Below are 20,277 nucleotides of genomic sequence, written 5' to 3'. Positions count from 1 at the left end.
AAATAATTTCCTACGCAATCTTAGTGATAGCAAGCTTTCTGTCAGCATTTCCACTGTATTATATGCTATGCGGTGCGACGAACCAGAGTATTGATGTGGTAAGAGGACGTCTGATCCCGGGTACCTATCTGATCGAGAATTTCAAGACCCTGGTTGACATGCAGAATCTCGGACTTGCGATGTTTAACTCCTTCCGCAATGCGATCGTGATCACGGTTGTGACACTGCTGATCTGTTCCATTGCCGGTTATGGATTTGAGATCTATCATGATAAGGGCAAGGATATTCTGATGAGTATTCTGCTGCTGGCAATGATGCTTCCGTTCGTAGCGATCATGATCCCTCTGTTCAAGATGTTTACCTCCTGGAAGCTGGTAAATACCTGGATCGCACTGGCACTGCCATCCATCTCGACTCCGTTTATGATCATGCTTTTCAGACAGGCAGCACGTTCTTTTCCTCATGATATTATCGAGGCTGCCAGGCTGGAAGGTCTGAGTGAAATACAGATTTTCTTCCGGATGTTCATTCCGGTGATGAAATCTACCTATGGAGCAGCGATGACGGTTACATTTATGAATGCGTGGAACAATTATCTGTGGCCGACGATCATTTTACAGGACAATAAGGCGATCACCATGCCGATGCTGGTAGCCAATCTGAAGAGTGGATACAGTGTGGATTATGGTATGCTGATGCTGGGAGTATTGATCTGTACACTTCCTACGGCGATCATCTTCCTGTGTTTACAGAAGAGCTTTGCAAATGGAATTACGGGAGCAGTGAAATAATGCAACAGAAAATGCCAAAACAGGAAACTATGACACAGGCGCATATCAGGAAGGCTCAGGGAGCCTTCCTTTTGGCGCATAGAATGGGCCTGATCGAGGATCCCTCTATGGAGGGACTAGAGGCCAGACGTAAGAAGCACAACGAAGAACTGCGGAGAATGGAACAGGAAGGACAGCGGTTCTACGGACCGCATTATTTTTCCGCACCGGCATATCTGCAATATGAGCTGACCCGCCTGAAGCTGGATTTTGTACAGCCGTGTGGGAAAGTCCGGGAAGGCGGCTGGTGCCCGGATTTTACGGAGCGGGAGAAGCGGGAATTTTACGAACAGAACAGAGATCTGTTCGGACGCTATCATGGGGATTATTTTACCTATGAGGAAGTGTCACAGATCATTGAGAAACGGTTACGGGAGGATGCATATGACAAGCTTATCTGCGACGTATTATGTGAGTCAGAGAACGGGCAGTGATGAAAATGACGGACGGACGTGCAGTACGGCATTTGCCAGTCTGTCTGCCATCAATCGAAGACATCTGCAGCCGGGCGACCGCATCCTGTTAGAGCGGGGCAGTGTATTTTACGGACAGTATCTGCATGTGACAGACAGCGGTACGAAAGAGGCTCCGATTGTGATCGGAGCGTACGGCACAGCAGATGCACTGCCGCGGATCGATGCCTGCGGACAGGGGATCTGGTACCAGGATTATGGGACACCGCTGGATTCCCCTACGCATGTGTATCACGGCTATGTATCTTCCGCAGTGCTTTTGTATGATGCAGAGCACATTGTGGTCGAGGATCTGGAGATCACGAATGAAGGCAGCAGGATTCCGGGAGAGCGTTACAGCCTGGGTGAGAAAATGAACCGTACCGGTGTGGCAGTGGTGGCTAAGGACAAAGGGGTGCGCAGCGGCATCACCCTTAGAAATCTGTGGATCCATGATGTTCATGGGAATGTCTACGATAAGCACATGAATAACGGTGGGATCTATATGACAGCGCTTCGCCCGGAATGTGAGGAGCGGACGGGTGTGGCACGGTATCGGGATGTCGTCATAGAAGGATGCTTCGTGCACCGGGTCAGCCGCTGGGGAATTGCAGCAGGCTATACCTATGCTCATGATAAGTTCCGGGGAGCAGAGCTTACGGAATCGGTTTTTCTGAACTATGGGCATGAAAATATGCAGATACGGAATAATTATGTAAAAGAGGCCGGCGGGGATGGGATCACACCGATGTATGCGCTGCGTCCTCTGGTGGAGCATAATATGGCAGACTCTGTGGCATGCGAGATCAATGACCGGATCTATTGCGAGCCGGGTGACCGGATGGGCAAAGTGGCAGCCGCAATCTGGCCCTGGAAATGCAAGGATGCCCTGTTTCGCTATAATGAAGTCGCTGACACTAGGCTCAATCAGGACGGCATGGCATATGATGCGGATTCCGGGGACGGAACGGTGTATGAATATAATTACAGCAGGCAGAATGAGGGCGGCTGTGTGATGTTCTGTTTACAGGAGGCGATCCATAATACCTTCCGCAATAATATCAGCTATGATGATCTCGGTGGTACGATCAGCCCGTCAGAGAATCCGGATGCCCTGCTTCAGGATAATGTATACTATGTGCGAGAGGGTGTTCCCTTTGTACGTAAAAATATGGACGGTGGCAGCTTTACACAGGTGAATGACCGGGTTGTGGAGTTGGATTTTAGTCCGGATAAATAAAAACAGATAGGGTGCTAAGCTCGGAATGAAACTCCGTGGCTTAGCATTTTTTATGTGTGTATTTGGCGAATGTACATCATCGAGTTTTTAAGCGAGATGGTGTACAAAATATACAAATCGAGTAGGAGACAGCCTACTCGATTAACGGCGACAAAACGGTTTGACGGACGAGAAAAGAACTGTTAAACTATTAGGCGGTAAACAGACAGAAGGAAGATAACAATAAGAAAGGAGCCGGGGCATGGGTGAAAGTATATTACAACTTCAGCAGATCCGGAAATCTTTTGCTGATACAGAGGTATTAAAAGGCATTGACTTGGAAGCCGGACAGGGAGAATTTATCACGCTGTTAGGTGCCTCCGGCTGCGGCAAGACCACGACGCTGCGGATCATTGCGGGTCTGGAACTGCCGGATAGCGGGCAGGTGATCCTGGAGGGCCACGATATTACGGATTGGGAACCCAACAAGCGGGATGTTAATACAGTATTTCAGAATTATGCCCTATTTCCGCATATGAACGTGGCGGATAACGTAGGCTATGGATTGAAGATCCGCAAAGTCCCGAAGGCGCAGATCGCAGAGCGGGTGGAGCGTGCGCTTCGCCTGGTGCAGCTGGAAGAGTACGGAAAACGTATGCCGGACCAGCTCTCCGGCGGACAGAAGCAGCGCATTGCCATTGCCAGAGCGGTGATTAATGAGCCGAAAGTATTGCTGTTAGATGAACCGCTGGGAGCACTGGATCTGAAGCTGCGCAGGCAGATGCAGCTGGAACTGAAACGTCTGCAGAAGCAGCTGGGGATCACTTTTATCTATATCACGCATGACCAGGAAGAGGCGATCAATATGTCCGACCGCATCGGTGTCATGCATGAAGGTGTGCTGGAGCAGATGGGAACACCCAACGAGGTGTATTATCGGCCGAGGACCAGCTACGTGGCAGATTTCGTGGGAAATGCGAATATTCTGCATAAAAATGGAGAGACACTTGCCATCCGCTCGGAAAATATCCGGATGGACGGGGAGAGTGTCTGTACGCAGGAAGCAGTCGTAGTGGAGAAAAGTTTTGCCGGTGGGCAGCTTCGTATATTGTTCCGCCTGTCGGATGGGCAGCTTCTGACAGCCAGCCGCTACGGCATCGATAATGATATGCAGGCGGGAGAGACGGTGAAGATCGGCTGGGATGCGAAAGACGCAGTAAAGGTAATAGATAATGACAAAGACGAAAACTAAAAGTAACGGACACAGGAACTTGGGGAATATCGGACTGATGATCCCTATGTATGTGTTCACGATCCTGTTCGTGGCTCTGCCGATCCTGTATCTGTTTCTGTTGAGCTTTTTACAGAGAGCGCAGGTCTGGGGCGTGGATTTTACGTTCACCCTGGACAATTATAAGAGAATATTGGAGCCGTTGTATCTGGATACCTTCCGGCAGTCTCTGAAGCTGGCGTTTACCGCTACCTTTTTTGTAGCACTGATCGGGTATCCTTATGGGTATTTTATGGCGCGGATGAATGCGGTGTGGAAGCGCAGGATGCTGCTTCTCATCATGATCCCGTTCTGGACCAGTGCGCTGATCCGTCTCTACGGCTGGATCATCGTATTCCGCAGCAACGGTGTGCTGGATAAGATATTGATGGGGCTGCATCTGACCAATCAGCCGTTAAAACTGCTCTATACTTATCCGGCAGTGGTGGTGGGAATGGTCTATTCCCTGCTGCCTTTTATGATCCTGGCGGTGTATTCCAGCGCGGAGAAGCTGGATATGTCTTTGGTGGAAGCCTCCAGGGATCTGGGAGCTTCCCAGTGGACGGCGTTCTGGACCGTCAGCTTCCGGCTGACGCTGCCGGGTCTGTTATCCGGCGTGGTACTGTCCTTTATCCCGTCCATGGGACTGTTTTTCATAGCGGATATCTTAGGAGGCAATAAGATCGTACTGGTGGGCAGTGTGATACAGGAACAGATCACCAAGGGGCGCAACCAGCCGTTTGCGGCAGCACTGTCCGCGGTGCTTATGGTGCTGACCTCCGTGATGATCCGTCTGTACCGGAAGATCACCGGAACTTCACAGCTGGAAGGGATGTTGTAAGATATGAAAAAGAAAAAATGGCCGTTTGTATATGTGGCGGTGATCACTGTGCTGACCTATATCCCGATCCTTCTGACAGTGGTGTATTCCTTCAACGCCTCGAAGCTGACCTCAGTCTGGGAGGGATTCTCCTTGAAATGGTACCGGGAGCTGTTTGGCGACAGAGATTTAGGAGAAGCACTGATCAACAGTCTGATCCTGGCGGTATTAAGCTGCGCTTTTGCAGTGCTGATCGGCACTTCGGGAGCGCTGGGGATGAGCCGCAGGAAGCGGAAGACGGATGAGGTTGTGGCATATGTATCCACACTGCCCATCATGATCCCGGAGATCATTCTGGGCATGGTATTTTTGTCCGTATTTTCCCTGATGGGACTGCCTTTTGGTATGGTCACGCTGGTGATCGCCCATACTACATTCTGTGTGCCCTATATTTTTACTATGGTGCGGGCGAGACTGGTGGGAATGGACCATTCCTTAGAAGAGGCGGCGCTGGATCTGGGAGCGACGAAGCGGCAGGTATTTTTTGACATAATACTTCCGCAGATCCTGCCGGCGATCTTGTCCGGTGTGCTGCTGGCATTTGCCATGTCCTTCGATGATGTGGTGATCAGTATATTTGTCACCGGACCGAAGGTTAATACTTTGCCGGTGAAGATCTACACGAAATTAAAGACCGGCGTGACCCCGGAGATCAATGCACTTGCAACGGTCATGCTGTTTGTGATATTGTTGTGTCTGGCGGGAGCGTATGTGCTGGGACGGAAAAGTCAGGCACCTGCAGGAGAAATACCCGGAGAAAAATGATCGGGGGATTGCCCGTAAGCATCATGGAAAATAGAAAAGGATGCAGAAAATCTGCATCGAAGGAGGAGATTATGAAGAAAAAGCTGGCAATGCTGCTGGCAGCGACCATGCTGGTCACGTTGTTTACCGGCTGTGGAGCAGGCGGTAAGGAAGATAAGGGAGAACTGAATCTCTATACATGGGATGGCATGTTCCCTCAGGAGATCCTGGACGGTTTTGAAAAAGAGACCGGTATCCGGATCAATTATTCCAACTTTGATTATGATGAAGATATGCTGGCGAAGCTGGAGGAGACCAAGGGCGGTGATTATGATCTGGTCATCGCGGATGACTATATCATCGAGCTGGCGATTCAGGAAGGTCTGGTGCAGAAGCTGGATACGGGAAAGATCAGCACTTACGATAATCTGAACCCTGTATTTATGTCCCAGTTTTATGATCCGCAGAACGAATATACGGTACCTTACGGTGCGGGCATTCCGCTGATCGTGTACGATCCGGGACTGACGGATGTGAAGATCACAGGCTATGAGGATCTGTGGGATCCGGCGCTGGAAAATAATGTGGCACTGACAGCGAATTACCGTGTTATCGACGGTATTACGCTGAAAACGATGGGTGAGTCCTTCAATACGGAAGATCTGGATGCCATCCGTGCGGCAGGAGAGAAGCTTCTGACCCTGGCACCCAACATCCGCGTGATCAATGACAACAACACCCAGGATTACCTGATCAGCGGTGAAGTGGCAGCAGCATTTTTGTATACCTCCCAGGTATCAGCAGCTCTGCAGGCGAGACCGGATCTGGAAGTGGTATATCCCAAGGAGGGACTGGGCTTCGGTATCATGGCAGGATTTGTACCCTCCAAGGCTCCTAATGCGGATGCAGCCTATGCATTTTTAGACTATATCAATGAGCCGGAAAATGCGGCAAAATGTTATGAGTATATCGGTTATTATTGCACCAACAAAGCAGCGGAAGAATATATTTCCGACGATATGAAGAAAATGATCGTATTGCCGGAGGATGCAGCGGAGGGCGAGATCGTGCAGAACATCTCCCAGGAGGCAGAGGACCTGCATGCAGAGATCTGGAATCAGTTCAAGAACGCATGTAATTAACCTTCCGTTCAGCCCGCGCCATTCGATGAATGGATGAAAAAAGTTCTTGACAGATTTGATCTGTGCGAATATTATAAACCTAAGTTGAAAAACTAATTTGTAAATGCTATGAAAGAGACTCTTGCCAAGGGAAACGACAGGAATACAGCGTCACCGACTGAGAGCGCTGTTTGCGGAAGCTGGCGAAGGGAACACTCCGGAGCAGGTGATCTGAACTGCAGAATATCACATGCAGCTAGGATGACACGTTGCACGCGTTAAGTGACAAGAGTGGATGGGCAAAGGCGCCTGTCAATTCGGGTGGTACCACGGATTAGATGATTCGTCCCGGGATATGTTTTAACATGTCCCGGGGCTTTTTGTATTTAAAAATAAGCTGTACAGGGAGCGCACATTCGGGACACTATATAACAGGAGGTGCGATATGTACAGAGATTTAACAATGAAAGAGATCAGTGAACAGCAGATCGGACAGACTTTGCAGGTGGCAGGCTGGGTGGAGAACATCCGTGACCACGGCGGCGTATCCTTTATCGATCTGCGGGATATGTACGGCGTGTTACAGGTGGTCATCCGTAAGCCGGAGCTTTTAAAGGGCATCACCAAGGAAATGTGCCTGTCCATTACCGGTCTCATGGAACACAGAGACGAAGAGACCTACAACCCGAAGATTCCTTCCGGCACCATCGAACTGGAAGCACACAAGATCGATGTGTTGGGAAGAGTATATAAGCAGCTTCCTTTCGAGATCCAGACATCCAAAGAGATCCGGGAAGATGTGAGATTAAAATATCGTTATCTTGACCTTAGAAATGCAAAAGTGAAGGACAACATCGTTTTTCGTTCCAAGGTCATCAGCTATCTGCGTCAGAAGATGACGGACATGGGATTTTTAGAGATTCAGACCCCGATCCTGTGTGCTTCTTCTCCCGAGGGCGCCAGAGACTATATCGTTCCCAGTAGAAAATTTAAAGGAAAATTCTATGCGCTGCCCCAGGCACCGCAGCAGTATAAGCAGCTGTTGATGGCTTCCGGATTTGACAAGTATTTCCAGATCGCTCCCTGCTTCCGCGATGAGGATGCCAGAGCAGACAGATCTCCCGGAGAGTTCTATCAGCTGGATTTTGAGATGAGCTTCGTGACCCAGGAGGATGTCTTCAAGGTAGGCGAGGAAGTATTGCATGATACCTTTGTAAAGTTTGCTCCCGAAGGCAGCAGGATCACCGAGACACCGTTCCCCATCATCAGTTACAAACAGGCAATGCTGGAGTTCGGCTGTGACAAGCCGGATCTGCGCAACCCCTTACGCATTATGGATGTGACGGAGTTCTTCCAGAGATGTACGTTTAAGCCGTTTATCGGCAGAACCGTTCGTGCCATCAAGGTACATGCGGAGATGTCCAAGGGCTTCCATGAAAAACTGTTAAGCTTCGCAACTTCCTTAGGAATGGGCGGACTTGGCTATCTGGAAGTGGCAGAGGACATGAGCTACAAGGGACCCATCGATAAGTTCATTCCGGAAGAGATGAAGGAAGAACTGGCAACACTGGCAGGACTGTCTGCCGGAGATACCATTTTCTTCATTGCGGACAAAGAGGATAAGGCGAACTACTATGCCGGTCATATCCGTACCGAGCTGGGCGAGAAGCTGGATCTGATCGAAAAGGATGCTTACCGCTTCTGCTATGTGAACGACTTCCCGATGTTTGAACTGGATCCTGAGACGAAGCAGATCGGCTTCACACACAACCCGTTCTCCATGCCGCAGGGCGGTCTGGAAGCACTGAATACCATGGATCCGTTAGACGTTCTGGCATACCAGTACGACATCGTATGCAACGGCGTGGAGCTGTCCTCCGGTGCAGTACGTAACCACGATATCGAGATCATGAAAAAAGCTTTTGCCATTGCGGGTTACGATGAAGAGACACTGGAGACGAAGTTCGGAGCTCTCTATCAGGCATTCCAGTTCGGAGCACCCCCTCATGCAGGAATGGCTCCCGGCGTGGATCGTATGATCATGCTGCTGCGGAATGAGGAGAATATCCGTGAGGTCATCGCCTTCCCGATGAACGGCAATGCACAGGATCTCATGTGCGGAGCACCCGGCGAGGTAACGGAGCAGCAGCTGCGCGGGGTACACATTAAGGTGAGAGATTAGTGCGGAAAGAAAAGGAATGGAGATTAGTGTGAAAAATAAGCATGATAGCTTATTTTTCACACGGCTATTTGTGCCGCAGGCGTCACAAAGTAGCCCTTATCGCAGAATCAAATTTGAAATTTGATCCGCGATTCCTCCGACGAAAGGAACCGTCTGCGGAATGGAGAATAGTATGGCGAACGTAATTAGCGATGAGACCATAGAATATGTAGGCATTCTGGCGAAGCTGGAGCTCTCTGAAGATGAGAAGGAAGCAGCGAAAAAGGATATGGGCAGAATGCTGGATTATATCGACAAACTAAGTGAACTGGATACTACCGGCGTGGAACCTATGTCCCATGTGTTCCCGGTACAGAATGTCTTCCGCGAGGACGTGGTGACAAATGGGGACGAGAGTGAACAGACACTGGCCAATGCACCCGGCGAGAAGGACAACATGTTTGTTGTACCAAAGACTTTTGACTAATGTCAAAAGTCTTCGGACTTTCGATTAGAAATCGGGCAGAATACTGCTTTATAATCTGGTTACAGCATTCGGGCGGTAATGGTTTTCCGTCAGACATTAAAAAAGGAGAATGGATATGGATATTTTATCCCTGACAGCAGTAGAGCTGGCAAAGGCGATCCGGGAAGGTAAGACTACGGCGGTGGAAGCGACGCAGGCAGTTCTGGATAGGATCGCAACCGCTGAAGATGCCTATCACTGCTATGTGACCGTAGAACGGGACAAAGCATTACAGCAGGCGGCGGAAGTACAAAAAAAGATCGAACAGGGAGAACTGACCGGACCCTTAGCCGGAGTTCCCTTTGCCATCAAAGACAATATGTGTACGGAAGGTACCCTGACCACCTGCTCTTCTAAAATATTAGAGAATTTTATTCCGACCTTCAGCGCGGAAGCGGTGCTGAATCTGGAAAAGGCAGGGGCGGTCATCCTGGGCAAGACCAACATGGATGAGTTCGCCATGGGCAGTACCACAGAGACTTCTTACTACGGTGTGACGAAGAATCCCAGAAACCCGGAGCATGTTCCCGGAGGCTCTTCCGGCGGTTCCGCGGCGGCAGTAGCAGCCGAGGAATGCTTCGCGGCACTGGGCTCCGACACCGGCGGCTCCATCAGACAGCCCGCATCCTATTGCGGCGTCGTCGGCATGAAACCCACCTACGGAACGGTATCCCGTTACGGACTGATTGCTTATGGTTCTTCTCTGGATCAGATCGGACCGTTGACCAAGGATGTGACAGACTGTGCCACCGTGCTGGAAGCCATCACTTCCCATGATCCTAAGGATTCCACTTCCATGAAGCGGGAGGATACAGATTTTACCTCTGCACTGGTAGCGGATGTGAAAGGATTAAAGATCGGTATTCCCAGAGATTATTTCGGCGAAGGACTGGATCCCGAGGTCAGGGATGCGGTACTGGCAGCCGCGGAAGTATTGAAAGCGCAGGGCGCAGAGGTGGAGGAGTTCGACTTAAGTCTGGTAGACTATGCGATCCCTACCTACTATACCATCGCAGCGGCTGAGGCCAGCTCCAATCTGGAGCGCTTTGATGGCGTAAAATACGGCTACCGTGCCCAGAATGCGGAGGATCTGCACACCATGTACAAGCGAAGCCGTTCTCAGGGCTTTGGCCCCGAGGTGAAGCGTCGTATCATGCTGGGCTCCTTCGTGCTGAGTTCCGGTTATTACGATGCGTATTACCTGAAGGCACTCCGCGTAAAAGCGCTGATCAAAAAAGCTTTTGATGAAGCTTTTGCAAAATATGATGTGATCTTAGGACCGGTGGCGCCCACCACGGCACCAAAGTTAGGCAGTAGTCTGGTGGATCCCATCAAGATGTATTTAGGAGATATCTACACCATCTCCATCAACCTGGCGGGACTGCCCGGTATCAGCGTTCCCTGCGGCACGGATTCCAAAGGGCTGCCCATCGGTATGCAGCTGATCGGCGACTGTTTCCGGGAAAAGACTCTGATCCGCGCAGCATATACCTATGAGCAGAGCGTGAAGTAGAACAACGGAAATATATACACAACTGGTAACTGCATGTGAGAATAACACTGGATACCTGCGGAAACCGCATTGGAAAAACAGCATTTGTAAACTTTTGCAGGGTGCAAATGAATTCCGGTATGCGATCCGGTTTATGTGATTTGGGATGATCAGGTATATAGTCAGATATAATAGAAACAATGCAGATACGGAAAGGTATTTACTATGGCAAAACAATATGAAACCGTCATCGGTCTGGAAGTTCATGTAGAGCTTGCCACGAAGACGAAAATATTCTGCGGCTGTTCCACAGCGTTCGGTGGCAGACCCAATACTCATACCTGCCCGGTGTGTACCGGTATGCCGGGATCTCTTCCTGTGCTGAATAAACAGGTGGTAGAATATGCGGTGGCAGTAGGTCTTGCGACGAATTGTACCATCACACAGTATTGTAAATTTGACAGAAAAAATTATTTCTATCCCGATAACCCTCAAAACTATCAGATCTCTCAGTTGTATCTGCCCATCTGCAGGAATGGTTCGGTAGAGATCGAGGTGGCGGGAGAGGATGGCAGCACCTATACGAAGCCGGTGCGTATCCACGAGATCCATATGGAGGAGGATGCCGGCAAACTGGTTCATGACGACTGGGAAGATTGTACATTGGTAGATTACAACCGCTCCGGTGTGCCTCTGATCGAGATCGTATCCGAGCCGGATATGCGCAGCGCGGAGGAAGTCATTGCCTATTTGGAAAAATTACGTCTGCTGATCCAGTATTTAGGAGCTTCCGACTGTAAACTTCAGGAAGGCTCCATGCGTGCGGATGTGAACCTGTCTGTGAGAGAAGTAGGCGCGGAAAAGTTCGGAACCCGTACCGAGATGAAGAACCTGAACTCCTTCAAGGCCATCGCCAGAGCCATTCAGGGCGAAAGAGAGCGGCAGATCGATCTGCTGGAGGCAGGCAAAGAAGTGATTCAGGAGACCAGACGCTGGGATGACAATAAGGAATATTCCTACGCCATGCGTTCCAAGGAGGATGCCCAGGACTACCGCTATTTCCCGGACCCCGATCTGGTGCCGGTCTATATCAGCGATGAGTGGCTGGAGAACATTCGCAGTAAACAGCCGGAATTCCGAACCGAGAAGATGAAACGGTACAAGGAAGAATACGATATTCCCGAATATGATATCGAGATCATCACCGGATCCAAGCATCTGGCAGATATCTTCGAGGCGTGTGTGGCACTGGGAAGCCTGCCTAAGAAAGTGTCCAACTGGCTGATGGTAGAGACTATGCGTCTGTTAAAAGAAAAAGAGATGGAGCCGGAAGATATCCGGTTTGCCCCGGAGCATCTGAGCAGGCTAATCGCTCTGGTTGATGGCAAAGTGATCAACTCTTCTGTGGCAAAGGAAGTATTCCAGGTGATGTTTGAGGAAGATGTAGATCCCGAACAGTATGTGGAAGAAAAGGGATTGAAGACTGTCAATGACGAAGGCACATTGCGGAAAGTTGTGGAGGAAGTTATCGCCGCCAATCCTCAGTCCGTAGAGGACTACCATAACGGCAAGGAGAAAGCCATCGGCTTCCTGGTAGGTCAGACCATGAAGGCAATGAAAGGCAAGGCAGATCCCGCCAGCGTCAACCAGATGCTGAAGGAACTGCTGTAAATTGAAAGTTACGCGGGCAATGAGCCGCGCATAGGCAAAATAAGAACCGTGATTGGGAGCTTGCTCACAAATCACGGTTCTTATTTTGCCTATACGGGGTGTAATCATCAAATCTTGTCAATTAAGCCCTGGTAGTTTTCGTTATGCGGGGCGTAATCATCAAATCTTGTCAATTAAGCCCCGGTGGTTTTCGTTATGCGGGGTGTAATCATCAAATCTTGTCAATTAAGCCCCGGTAGTTTTCGTCATGTGGGGCGTAATTATCAAATCTTGTCAATTAAGCCCCGGTTTTATTCGCTATGCGGGGTGTAATCATCAAATTTAGTCAATTAAGCCCCGGTTTTATTCGCTATACGGGGCGTAATCATCAAATTTAGTCAATTAAGCCCCGGTTTTATTCGCTATGCGGGGCGTAATCATCAAATTTAGTCAATTAAGCCCCGGTAGTTTTCGTTGTGCGGGGCGTAATTATCAAATCTTGTCAATTAAGCCCCGGTAGTTTTCATTGCGCGGGGCGTAATCATCAAATCTTGTGTGTAGTGCCCCACATCTTGGTTTAAGGGCACAGACTAGCTTGCCCTTGTCACCTGTGCCCACGCTGAGGCAGAAGAAGGGCACAGAGAAGCTTGCTCCTATCTCCTGTGCCCACGTTGAGGCGGAAGAAAGGATACAGGAGCTGTTGGCGGTTCGCCGCATAGGCATAAGTAAAGACAGCAATTTGAGCGCAAGCGCCCATCGCTGTCCTCACTATGCGCGGCTCATTGCCCGCGTAACTTTCGAGTTATGCCAGCACCTGATCCAACTTCTGACGGAAGCCTGCCTCGGACATGGCACCACCGAAGGTTACGGCGGGCTCTCCGTTCTTGAACACGATGAAATGCGGGATGCTTACCACACGGTACTTCTGCGCGATCGCCATATTTTCATCCACGTTGAGTTTGCCGATCTTCATCTTGCCGGCGTAAGCATCGGCACATTTCTCTACCACGGGTCCCATCATCTTGCAGGGACCGCACCAGTCGGCGTAGAAGTCCACCAGAACGGGAATCTCCGAATGCAGAACTTCCTCTTCAAAATTAGCAACAGTAAAAGTGTATTCCATAATGATCCTTCCTTTCCCCGGCTGAATGCAAGCAGCCGATATGGTTTAAGTTTTTACAAGTATTCAGAATCACATTCGCCATATAAAACTTCTTATCTGCTTGAACGCAAGCATTCGCAGATCATAGTTTTGTATGGCACTGAACAGTTACAAGTATTTCAAAAAAACCAGTGTGTTATGAATTATTTCAAAAAAACAGTGTGTTGTGAATTAATTCAAAAATGAGTGTACTGTGAATTAATTCAAAAACCAGTGTGTTATGAATTATTTCAAAAAATGAGTGTATTATGAATTGTTATCTAAAAATAATATATTTACAAATAGGGTTGCCGATGGAGGAGAATTTCTCCTCATATTCTGTCATGACATTGCCTTCCATCAGAGCAGCGTCACTGTGCAGATCGTAGGTGATCACCTTCGCCTGCCAGCCGGCGGGTTCTAATTCTTCCACTGCGAAATCAAACAGAGGACGATTATCCGTCTTGAATTCCAGGGTGCCCTCTTTTTTTAAGATCACATCATAGCGGGCCAGGAACTGTCTGGAGGGCAGACGCCTCTTGGCATGGCGGTCCTTTGGCCAGGGATCGGAGAAGTTCAGATAGATCCGGTCGACCTCTCCCTTTCCGAATACCTTGTCGATATCTTCGGCATCCATGCGGATGAATTTCAGGTTGGGAAGCTCATCCTCCTCCATTTTCTGGATGGCGCGGAGCAGGACACTGGAATATTTCTCGATGCCCACATAATTGATCTGCGGATTTAATTTCGCGAGGGTGTGCAGGAAACGTCCCTTCCCCATACCAATCTCGATATGAATTGGGTGATCGTTCCCGAAGATCTCGTGCCAGGTTCCGGGACAGTCTTCCAAAGTATCTTCCGGTACCACGTAAGGGCTTTCTGCGATCACTTCGCGGGAGCCTGTAATATTGCGCAATCTCATATATTCGATAACCTTTCCTTATTATTTGATGATTTAATGACTTTTCTTGATGAATGCTGCAGATTCGTGTAGAATCTGTATTGTCAATGTACTGTATCTTGGAAAACTTGTCAAGTGACCCTGTCGGAACAGGCGGCTGTACATATGACCCTGTCGGAACAGGTGGCTGTGCATATGACCCTGTCGGAACAGGTAGCTGTGCATATGACCCTGTCGGAACAGGTGGCTGTGCATATGACCCTGTCGGAACAGGTGGCTGTGCATATGACCCTGTCGGAACAGGCAGTTGTGCACGATCCTGCTGCATCGGGCTATCGGGACTGATTTTATATACAAACGGGAGGAAAGATTATGAAATGGATGATCGCGTCGGACATTCACGGTTCGGCATACTATTGCAGAAAATTATTAGAGACATATGAAAAAGAAGGAGCGGAGAGACTTTTGCTGTTGGGAGATATTTTGTATCACGGTCCCCGCAATGACCTCCCGGAAGGATATGCACCGAAGGAAGTTATTGAGCTTTTGAATGCCCGGAAAAAAGACATCTACTGTGTCCGCGGCAACTGTGATACGGAGGTGGATCAAATGGTGCTGGAATTCCCGGTGCTGGCGGATTACTGCGTACTTGCGGAAGGAAATACAATGGTCTATGCTACCCACGGACATATTTATAACGAACAGAACCTGCCACCGCTGCACCCCGGAGATGTGTTGCTGCACGGACATACCCATGTACCGAAATGCATGGAACATGAGGAAGAACAGTACATTTGTATGAATCCCGGTTCCGTGTCGATCCCGAAGGAAGGCAGCTGGCACGGGTATATGATCTGGGAAGATAATACGTTTATCTGGAAAGATTTTGACGGTCAGGAACATATGCAAAAAATTTTAAGTTAATACTATGGTTTTTGAGAAAAATGGTGTATGATAGAAAATGTGCATTATCATACACCGTTTTTATAAGATGTCGGGGTCAAAAGCCCCCGACTTTGATGCCTACGGATTGCCCCGTGCCACGCACTCCCACGTCTCCGCTCCGCTTCGGTCCGTGCTAGACATGTGCCACTGGCATCTTTTATAAAGGTTTATAAAGATTTATCAGGAAGGATTTATACATGCGTTTTTTCAAGCATTTTTCATATAGAACTTTTTTTGCGAAGGCAGTTATGGGAATCAGCGCCATCTGTCTTTTTGCATCTAATGGACTTGCGGTTTCGGCAACCACCATCAAAGAAGAGAACATCGCCCGCAACCAGTCACTGGCGGTACAGTCCAATGCGGTGGACCACTGGCCCACGGGCCCGGTAGTCAGTGCGGAGTCGGCGATCCTGATCGATGCGGATACCGGAGCAATCTTGTATGCGAAAAATATTCACCAGAAGGAGTATCCCGCCAGTACCACCAAGATACTGACGACACTGATCGCCTCGGAGCGCTGCAGCATGGATGAGATCGTGGATTTCTCCTACGACGCAGTACATGACATCGACCCGGGCAGCAACCATATTGCCATTGAACCCGGGGAACAGCTGACTATGGAAGAGTGTCTGAATGCCATACTGATCCGTTCGGCGAATGAGGTATCTTTTGCGGTGGCGGAACATATCTCGGGGACGACCTGGCAGGATTTCGGCGACATCATGAACGAGCGGGCGAAGGAACTGGGATGTGTGGATTCTCATTTTGTCAATCCCAACGGTCTTCCCAATGAGGATCATTACACCAGCGCCTATGATCTGGCGATGATCGGCAAGGCATTTTTTGCCAACGAAGCATTGTGCAAAATGACCATGACCCATATGCTGCACATTCTGCCCTCGGAGAGACAGCCGGATGACATTATGGAAGTCAACAAAATGGAACTGATCCCCGGCGGAAAATACGCCTATCCTTATCTGGTAGGATGTAAGACCGGTTATACTGATGTGGCGAGAAGCACGCTGGTATCCTGCGCGGAGAAGGATGGCATGAAGCTGATCTGCGTGGTGATGAGGGATGAAAATCCTAATTATTATGAAGATACGATTTCGCTGTTTGATTACGGATTCAGTAATTTTGGAAAGGTCAATATCGCGCAGACAGAGACCAAATACAACATTGAAAATCCGGGTTCCTTTTATAGTGGCAATGACATCTTTGGTAATTCCAAGCCGATCCTGGAACTGAATCAGAGCGATTGTATCACTCTGCCGAATACTATCACATTCGAGGATGCGGTATCCGATATTTCTTATGATAATACGGATCCCGGACAGGTAGCGGTCATTACGTATACGTATCATGATGTGGTACTGGGCACGGCATCCATTGATTTCACGGCTTCGGAAAAGGGAAGCAGTGTGTTTGGGGACGAGACCACAGGGACAACGGAGGAGGTAGAAGCTACGGCGGCGACGCAGGAGCCGGACAGCGCCGAAACTGTGCAGCCGACAGAAGGAGCGGCGGCTGATGAGCCGACCGGCGAGGGCGGAGGTATTCCCACAGCCACGCAACCGACAGCTCCCGGGGAAGAAGATACGGCTTCCGGTGGTCCGGCAGTGATTTTTATCAATGTGGTAAAGGTATTTTTCTGGATCCTGGGGATCGCTGTGGTGATTTTCCTCATTCTGCTGCTAAGAGCATTTGTTAAAAATTATCATTTCGCCCACCGCAGCACCAGACTGACCTGGCGGTTTAACCGCAGAAGAAAACGTTCCAGATCCCGTTATCGCTCCGTGGATCAGGATCTGCGCAGCAGACGTAAGGAGGCTATCCGGCAGGCGAAGAAACGGCGCAAGCCCAAGAAGCCCAACCGCTTCCGTGACCTGGATTTCTAAAAGAATATAGATAGATACAAAAAGGCATGTCCCGATACGAGGGGCATGCCTTTTTAAGTTCCATGTTGCAAATTCTACTTGCTCAATAAGTATTCTGCCAGATCCACAGCGGTGTCTGCATGCTTCGCATTTGCGTAGATGCCCATGACAATACCGTCTCCGCGGAAGTAATAGTTATCGGTCAGATCCTTACAGCCGGTCAGGCGGATGCCCACCGGGACGGGATCCTGCATTTCTTCCGGGTGGAGAGGATCGGGATATTCCGGAGTATAATCGGTATTCAGATCATCGTTTGCTGCCTCGATCGCCAGCACCACTTCCCTGTCCACATAATAGAAATAAGGTTCCAGTGTCTGAATCTGTTCTTCTGTGAGGATATCCCGCAGATCATAGAACAGGCTGCTGTTGGCATATTTTTGGAAAGAATCGAAATCCGTGATCATGCTGTCCAGCTCATTTGCTGCCACATATACCATCAGCTTCTGGGTAGAAGTGACGGAGGTCTCATCCATGCTGTCTTCCACAATACGAATAGAAGTATCGAAAGTGATATCGTTGGTATTCAGATCGATGCCCTCTTTTTCGGCGAAATCCGTAATGAAATCCGGCTGCTCGGAAGACATCTGGTCTAAGAGACTTGCGTTTAATAAAACGGCGTTAAAAGCGGTATCCTTCCGGTTCGCATACTGGTAAATAAAGCTTACGATCATGCCGATGACGATCACGGAAATGATTACGTGCCATTTATAATAATACCAGAAATACGCCAGCTTTTGTTTGGGAGTACCGTTTTTCAGGGCTTCCCGTTCTTTTTTAAATTCATCCATTACCGCCATGGGAAAACCGCCTTCCTGTGTAAAATATAAATTTATGATAAAGGTTCTCTATCCGAAAGTCAATGAAGGAAGTGTGAGGGGATTCTAAAAAAAGAATTAAATCACCCGGAAAATCCAGGCATATCTTGCAAGTTTTCCACGGATGATATATCATAATAGAAGACGATTGTCAGGAGAAGCAGAATCCGGACAGACGTAAACAGAGATTTCCCGAAGGAACGGAAGAACGGCGCGGAAAATCCCTGCTGCAAAATATATGAGAGAAAAGGAAACGAAAAATGAGTGATTCTTACGTAGAATGTCTGGTAAAAGCAAAACAGCCCGCGTGGGCTAAAATCTTAAAAGTATTACTTGTCACCCTGACAGTGTTAAGCTGCCTGGTAATGTTTGTGTTTATCATTTTCCTGCCGGTCGCTCTTGTTGCGGGTGTGGGAGCTTATTTTCTGAATATGTTCACGGATCTGGAGTATGAATATCTCTATCTGGATAAGGAACTGTCTGTGGACAAGATCATGGCAAAGAGTAAGAGAAAGCGTGTAGCTACTTACAGCCTGGACCGTATGGAAGTATTTGCACCGGTCTATTCCTACCATCTGGACAACTTCAAGAACCGTCAGGTGAAGGAGAAGGATTACAGCATCGGCGAGGTACTTCAGCCGGATGGCCGTTATGCCATGTATTATGAAGGTGGCGAGAAGATCATCTTAAGCCCCAACGAGGAACTGGTGAAGGTGCTCAAGAGCGTGGCACCCCGTAAGGTATTCAGCGAATAATGATCAGTGAGTAATTCACGAACAAAAGGATTCCGGTGAACAGGATGCATCGGGATCCTTTTGTAATGATTGTGCGGTAAAGTAACTTGAAATGCCAAACTGGCATTTCAAGTTATAGAGGAAATGGAATGGCGGATCAAAAAGCAAAAGAAATGGAACCAGTGGAAACACAAACAGTTGAAATCATACCACCGGACATTGAAAATCTGATTTATATGGTAAGAAACAAACAAGTTATGGTGGATAGTGATCTGGCAATGCTTTATCAGGTAGAAACAGGAGCGTTAAACAGAGCCGTTAAAAGAAATATTGCCAGATTTCCAGAAGATTTTCGATTTCAGCTTACAAAAGATGAATATGAAAACTTGAAATGCCAATTTGGCACCTCAAATGGCAGTGGAACAGAAAATGGTTATGGCGGCAGACGTACATTACCGTATGTATTTACAGAGCAGGGAATATCCATGCTGGCCAGTGTATTGCATAGCGAGGTGGCAATCAATGTAAGCATAGGCATTATGCGTGCATTTGTAGAAATGCGGCGGTTTATAGCCAACAATGCACTTCTGTTTGAAAGGATTAGTAACGTTGAGTTAAAACAACTGGAATATCAGAAAAAGACAGATGAAAAACTTGAGCAGATTTTTGAGTACATATCAGATCATGAGGAGTCTAATCAAAAGATATTTTTTGATGGTCAGATATATGATGCGTTCAGTTTACTAATAGGACTAATTCAGAAAGCAGAGACGGAAATTGTTCTAGTAGATGGATATGTGGATGTAGGAACATTAAATATTTTGTCAAAGAAGAAAGAAAATGTGGCGGTGACAGTTTATACACTGCAACGGACAAAATTATCTCAAACAGATGTAGATAACTTTAATGCGCAGTATCCTAAACTGGATGTAAAGTACACAAGAGTATTTCATGATCGTTTTTTAATTCTTGATAAAACGAAAGCATATCATGTGGGTGCGTCTTTGAAGGATGCAGGTAAAAAATGCTTTGGAATTAATCTGATTGAAGATGCAGGTATTGTAAGGGATATTTTACAGAGATTAGAATTAGAAACAGAAGAATAGAAAATAATTAGCACTCACCAGTTGACAGCCATAGAAAACTTTGCTAAACTCATGGAAATGTTATAAGCACAGCGAATATTTCTTATAAGCATAGCTTATATTACTGAAACAAATCATTCACAAATCTTATTAAATGAACACAGGAGGAGAGAAAATGGGACAGATTATTGGTGAAGGCATTACCTTTGATGACGTACTGCTCGTACCGTCTTATTCTCAGGTAGTCCCCAATCAGGTGGATTTGACCACATGGCTGACAAAGAAGATCAAACTGAACATTCCTATGATGAGCGCAGGAATGGATACCGTTACCGAGCATCGCATGGCGATCGCTATGGCAAGACAGGGTGGTA

General features: G+C 48.2%; 20 protein-coding genes. 17 read left to right on the top strand and 3 right to left on the bottom strand.

Annotation, left to right across the window (positions count from 1 at the left end; translation table 11 throughout):
- The first annotated feature begins 62 nt into the window (after positions 1-62).
- The 11 genes from ACTRDR_RS00100 (at position 63) to gatB (ending at position 12,366) form a co-directional block, all read left to right on the top strand.
- Positions 63-791 carry an ABC transporter permease subunit gene (locus ACTRDR_RS00100; RefSeq protein WP_176862135.1) on the top strand — a complete coding sequence of 243 codons (729 nt, stop codon included), beginning with the start codon at positions 63-65 and terminating at the stop codon, positions 789-791.
- Positions 791-1,264: a hypothetical protein gene (locus ACTRDR_RS00095; RefSeq protein ID WP_440525690.1), complete on the top strand. Its 474-nt coding sequence runs from the start codon at positions 791-793 to the stop codon at positions 1,262-1,264. Before ACTRDR_RS00100 ends, ACTRDR_RS00095 begins: the two co-directional genes overlap by 1 nt.
- Positions 1,215-2,522, top strand: a complete 1,308-nt coding sequence (locus ACTRDR_RS00090; RefSeq protein WP_440525689.1) for a polyhydroxyalkanoate depolymerase — start codon at positions 1,215-1,217, stop codon at positions 2,520-2,522. Before ACTRDR_RS00095 ends, ACTRDR_RS00090 begins: the two co-directional genes overlap by 50 nt.
- A 241-nt stretch (positions 2,523-2,763) precedes the next feature.
- Positions 2,764-3,753 carry an ABC transporter ATP-binding protein gene (locus ACTRDR_RS00085; RefSeq protein WP_440525688.1) on the top strand — a complete coding sequence of 330 codons (990 nt, stop codon included), beginning with the start codon at positions 2,764-2,766 and terminating at the stop codon, positions 3,751-3,753.
- Positions 3,734-4,612, top strand: coding sequence for an ABC transporter permease (locus ACTRDR_RS00080; protein WP_440525687.1), 879 nt, complete (start codon positions 3,734-3,736; stop codon positions 4,610-4,612). Before ACTRDR_RS00085 ends, ACTRDR_RS00080 begins: the two co-directional genes overlap by 20 nt.
- A gap of 3 nt (positions 4,613-4,615) precedes the next feature.
- Positions 4,616-5,416: an ABC transporter permease subunit gene (locus ACTRDR_RS00075; protein ID WP_176862026.1), complete on the top strand. Its 801-nt coding sequence runs from the start codon at positions 4,616-4,618 to the stop codon at positions 5,414-5,416.
- Positions 5,417-5,487: 71 nt separating this feature from the next.
- Entirely contained in the window at positions 5,488-6,537 is a 1,050-nt protein-coding gene (locus ACTRDR_RS00070; protein ID WP_440525686.1) for a polyamine ABC transporter substrate-binding protein, read from the top strand.
- Between the two features lie 424 nt (positions 6,538-6,961).
- The gene (gene aspS, locus ACTRDR_RS00065; protein WP_440525685.1) at positions 6,962-8,698 is read left to right on the top strand and encodes an aspartate--tRNA ligase; all 1,737 of its coding nucleotides are present in this window, start codon (positions 6,962-6,964) and stop codon (positions 8,696-8,698) included.
- A gap of 172 nt (positions 8,699-8,870) precedes the next feature.
- On the top strand, positions 8,871-9,164 hold the full coding sequence (gene gatC, locus ACTRDR_RS00060; RefSeq protein ID WP_440525684.1) for an Asp-tRNA(Asn)/Glu-tRNA(Gln) amidotransferase subunit GatC: 294 nt from the start codon (positions 8,871-8,873) through the stop codon (positions 9,162-9,164).
- A gap of 115 nt (positions 9,165-9,279) precedes the next feature.
- Positions 9,280-10,716 carry an Asp-tRNA(Asn)/Glu-tRNA(Gln) amidotransferase subunit GatA gene (gene gatA, locus ACTRDR_RS00055; protein WP_440525683.1) on the top strand — a complete coding sequence of 479 codons (1,437 nt, stop codon included), beginning with the start codon at positions 9,280-9,282 and terminating at the stop codon, positions 10,714-10,716.
- A 204-nt stretch (positions 10,717-10,920) separates the two neighbouring features.
- A complete protein-coding gene (gatB, locus tag ACTRDR_RS00050) occupies positions 10,921-12,366 on the top strand; it encodes an Asp-tRNA(Asn)/Glu-tRNA(Gln) amidotransferase subunit GatB (RefSeq protein ID WP_440525682.1) in 1,446 nt (481 codons plus the stop codon).
- 781 nt (positions 12,367-13,147) lie between these two features.
- On the opposite strand, the gene trxA is transcribed toward gatB, so the two are convergent.
- Both trxA and trmB read right to left on the bottom strand, forming a co-directional pair.
- Positions 13,148-13,468: a thioredoxin gene (gene trxA / locus ACTRDR_RS00045; RefSeq protein WP_440525681.1), complete on the bottom strand. Its 321-nt coding sequence runs from the start codon at positions 13,466-13,468 to the stop codon at positions 13,148-13,150.
- Between the two features lie 295 nt (positions 13,469-13,763).
- On the bottom strand, positions 13,764-14,408 hold the full coding sequence (gene trmB, locus ACTRDR_RS00040; RefSeq protein WP_440525680.1) for a tRNA (guanosine(46)-N7)-methyltransferase TrmB: 645 nt from the start codon (positions 14,406-14,408) through the stop codon (positions 13,764-13,766).
- A 144-nt stretch (positions 14,409-14,552) separates the two neighbouring features.
- Here trmB and ACTRDR_RS00035 point away from each other — a divergent pair, with 144 nt between their 5' ends.
- From ACTRDR_RS00035 to ACTRDR_RS00025, 3 genes are all read left to right on the top strand, one after another.
- Entirely contained in the window at positions 14,553-14,732 is a 180-nt protein-coding gene (locus ACTRDR_RS00035; RefSeq protein ID WP_440525679.1) for a hypothetical protein, read from the top strand.
- A 27-nt stretch (positions 14,733-14,759) separates the two neighbouring features.
- Entirely contained in the window at positions 14,760-15,311 is a 552-nt protein-coding gene (yfcE, locus tag ACTRDR_RS00030; protein ID WP_440525678.1) for a phosphodiesterase, read from the top strand.
- A 218-nt stretch (positions 15,312-15,529) separates the two neighbouring features.
- A complete protein-coding gene (locus tag ACTRDR_RS00025) occupies positions 15,530-17,230 on the top strand; it encodes a D-alanyl-D-alanine carboxypeptidase family protein (protein WP_440525677.1) in 1,701 nt (566 codons plus the stop codon).
- Between the two features lie 74 nt (positions 17,231-17,304).
- On the opposite strand, the gene ACTRDR_RS00020 is transcribed toward ACTRDR_RS00025, so the two are convergent.
- Entirely contained in the window at positions 17,305-18,066 is a 762-nt protein-coding gene (locus ACTRDR_RS00020; RefSeq protein WP_440525676.1) for a hypothetical protein, read from the bottom strand.
- Between the two features lie 278 nt (positions 18,067-18,344).
- Here ACTRDR_RS00020 and ACTRDR_RS00015 point away from each other — a divergent pair, with 278 nt between their 5' ends.
- The 3 genes from ACTRDR_RS00015 to ACTRDR_RS00005 all read left to right on the top strand — a co-directional run.
- Positions 18,345-18,839: a DUF6106 family protein gene (locus ACTRDR_RS00015; RefSeq protein WP_118551444.1), complete on the top strand. Its 495-nt coding sequence runs from the start codon at positions 18,345-18,347 to the stop codon at positions 18,837-18,839.
- Between the two features lie 128 nt (positions 18,840-18,967).
- Complete coding sequence (locus tag ACTRDR_RS00010) at positions 18,968-19,924, top strand: ORF6N domain-containing protein (RefSeq protein ID WP_440525675.1); 957 nt, start codon at positions 18,968-18,970, stop codon at positions 19,922-19,924.
- 154 nt (positions 19,925-20,078) lie between these two features.
- Positions 20,079-20,277 (top strand): IMP dehydrogenase (locus ACTRDR_RS00005; RefSeq protein ID WP_440525674.1); only part of this gene is annotated, 199 nt, incomplete at its 3' end.

It is taken from the genome of Simiaoa sp. (assembly GCF_051972595.1).
Taxonomy (GTDB): domain Bacteria; phylum Bacillota; class Clostridia; order Lachnospirales; family Lachnospiraceae; genus Acetatifactor; species Acetatifactor hominis.
This window is presented reverse-complemented; position numbering and strand designations above follow the sequence as displayed.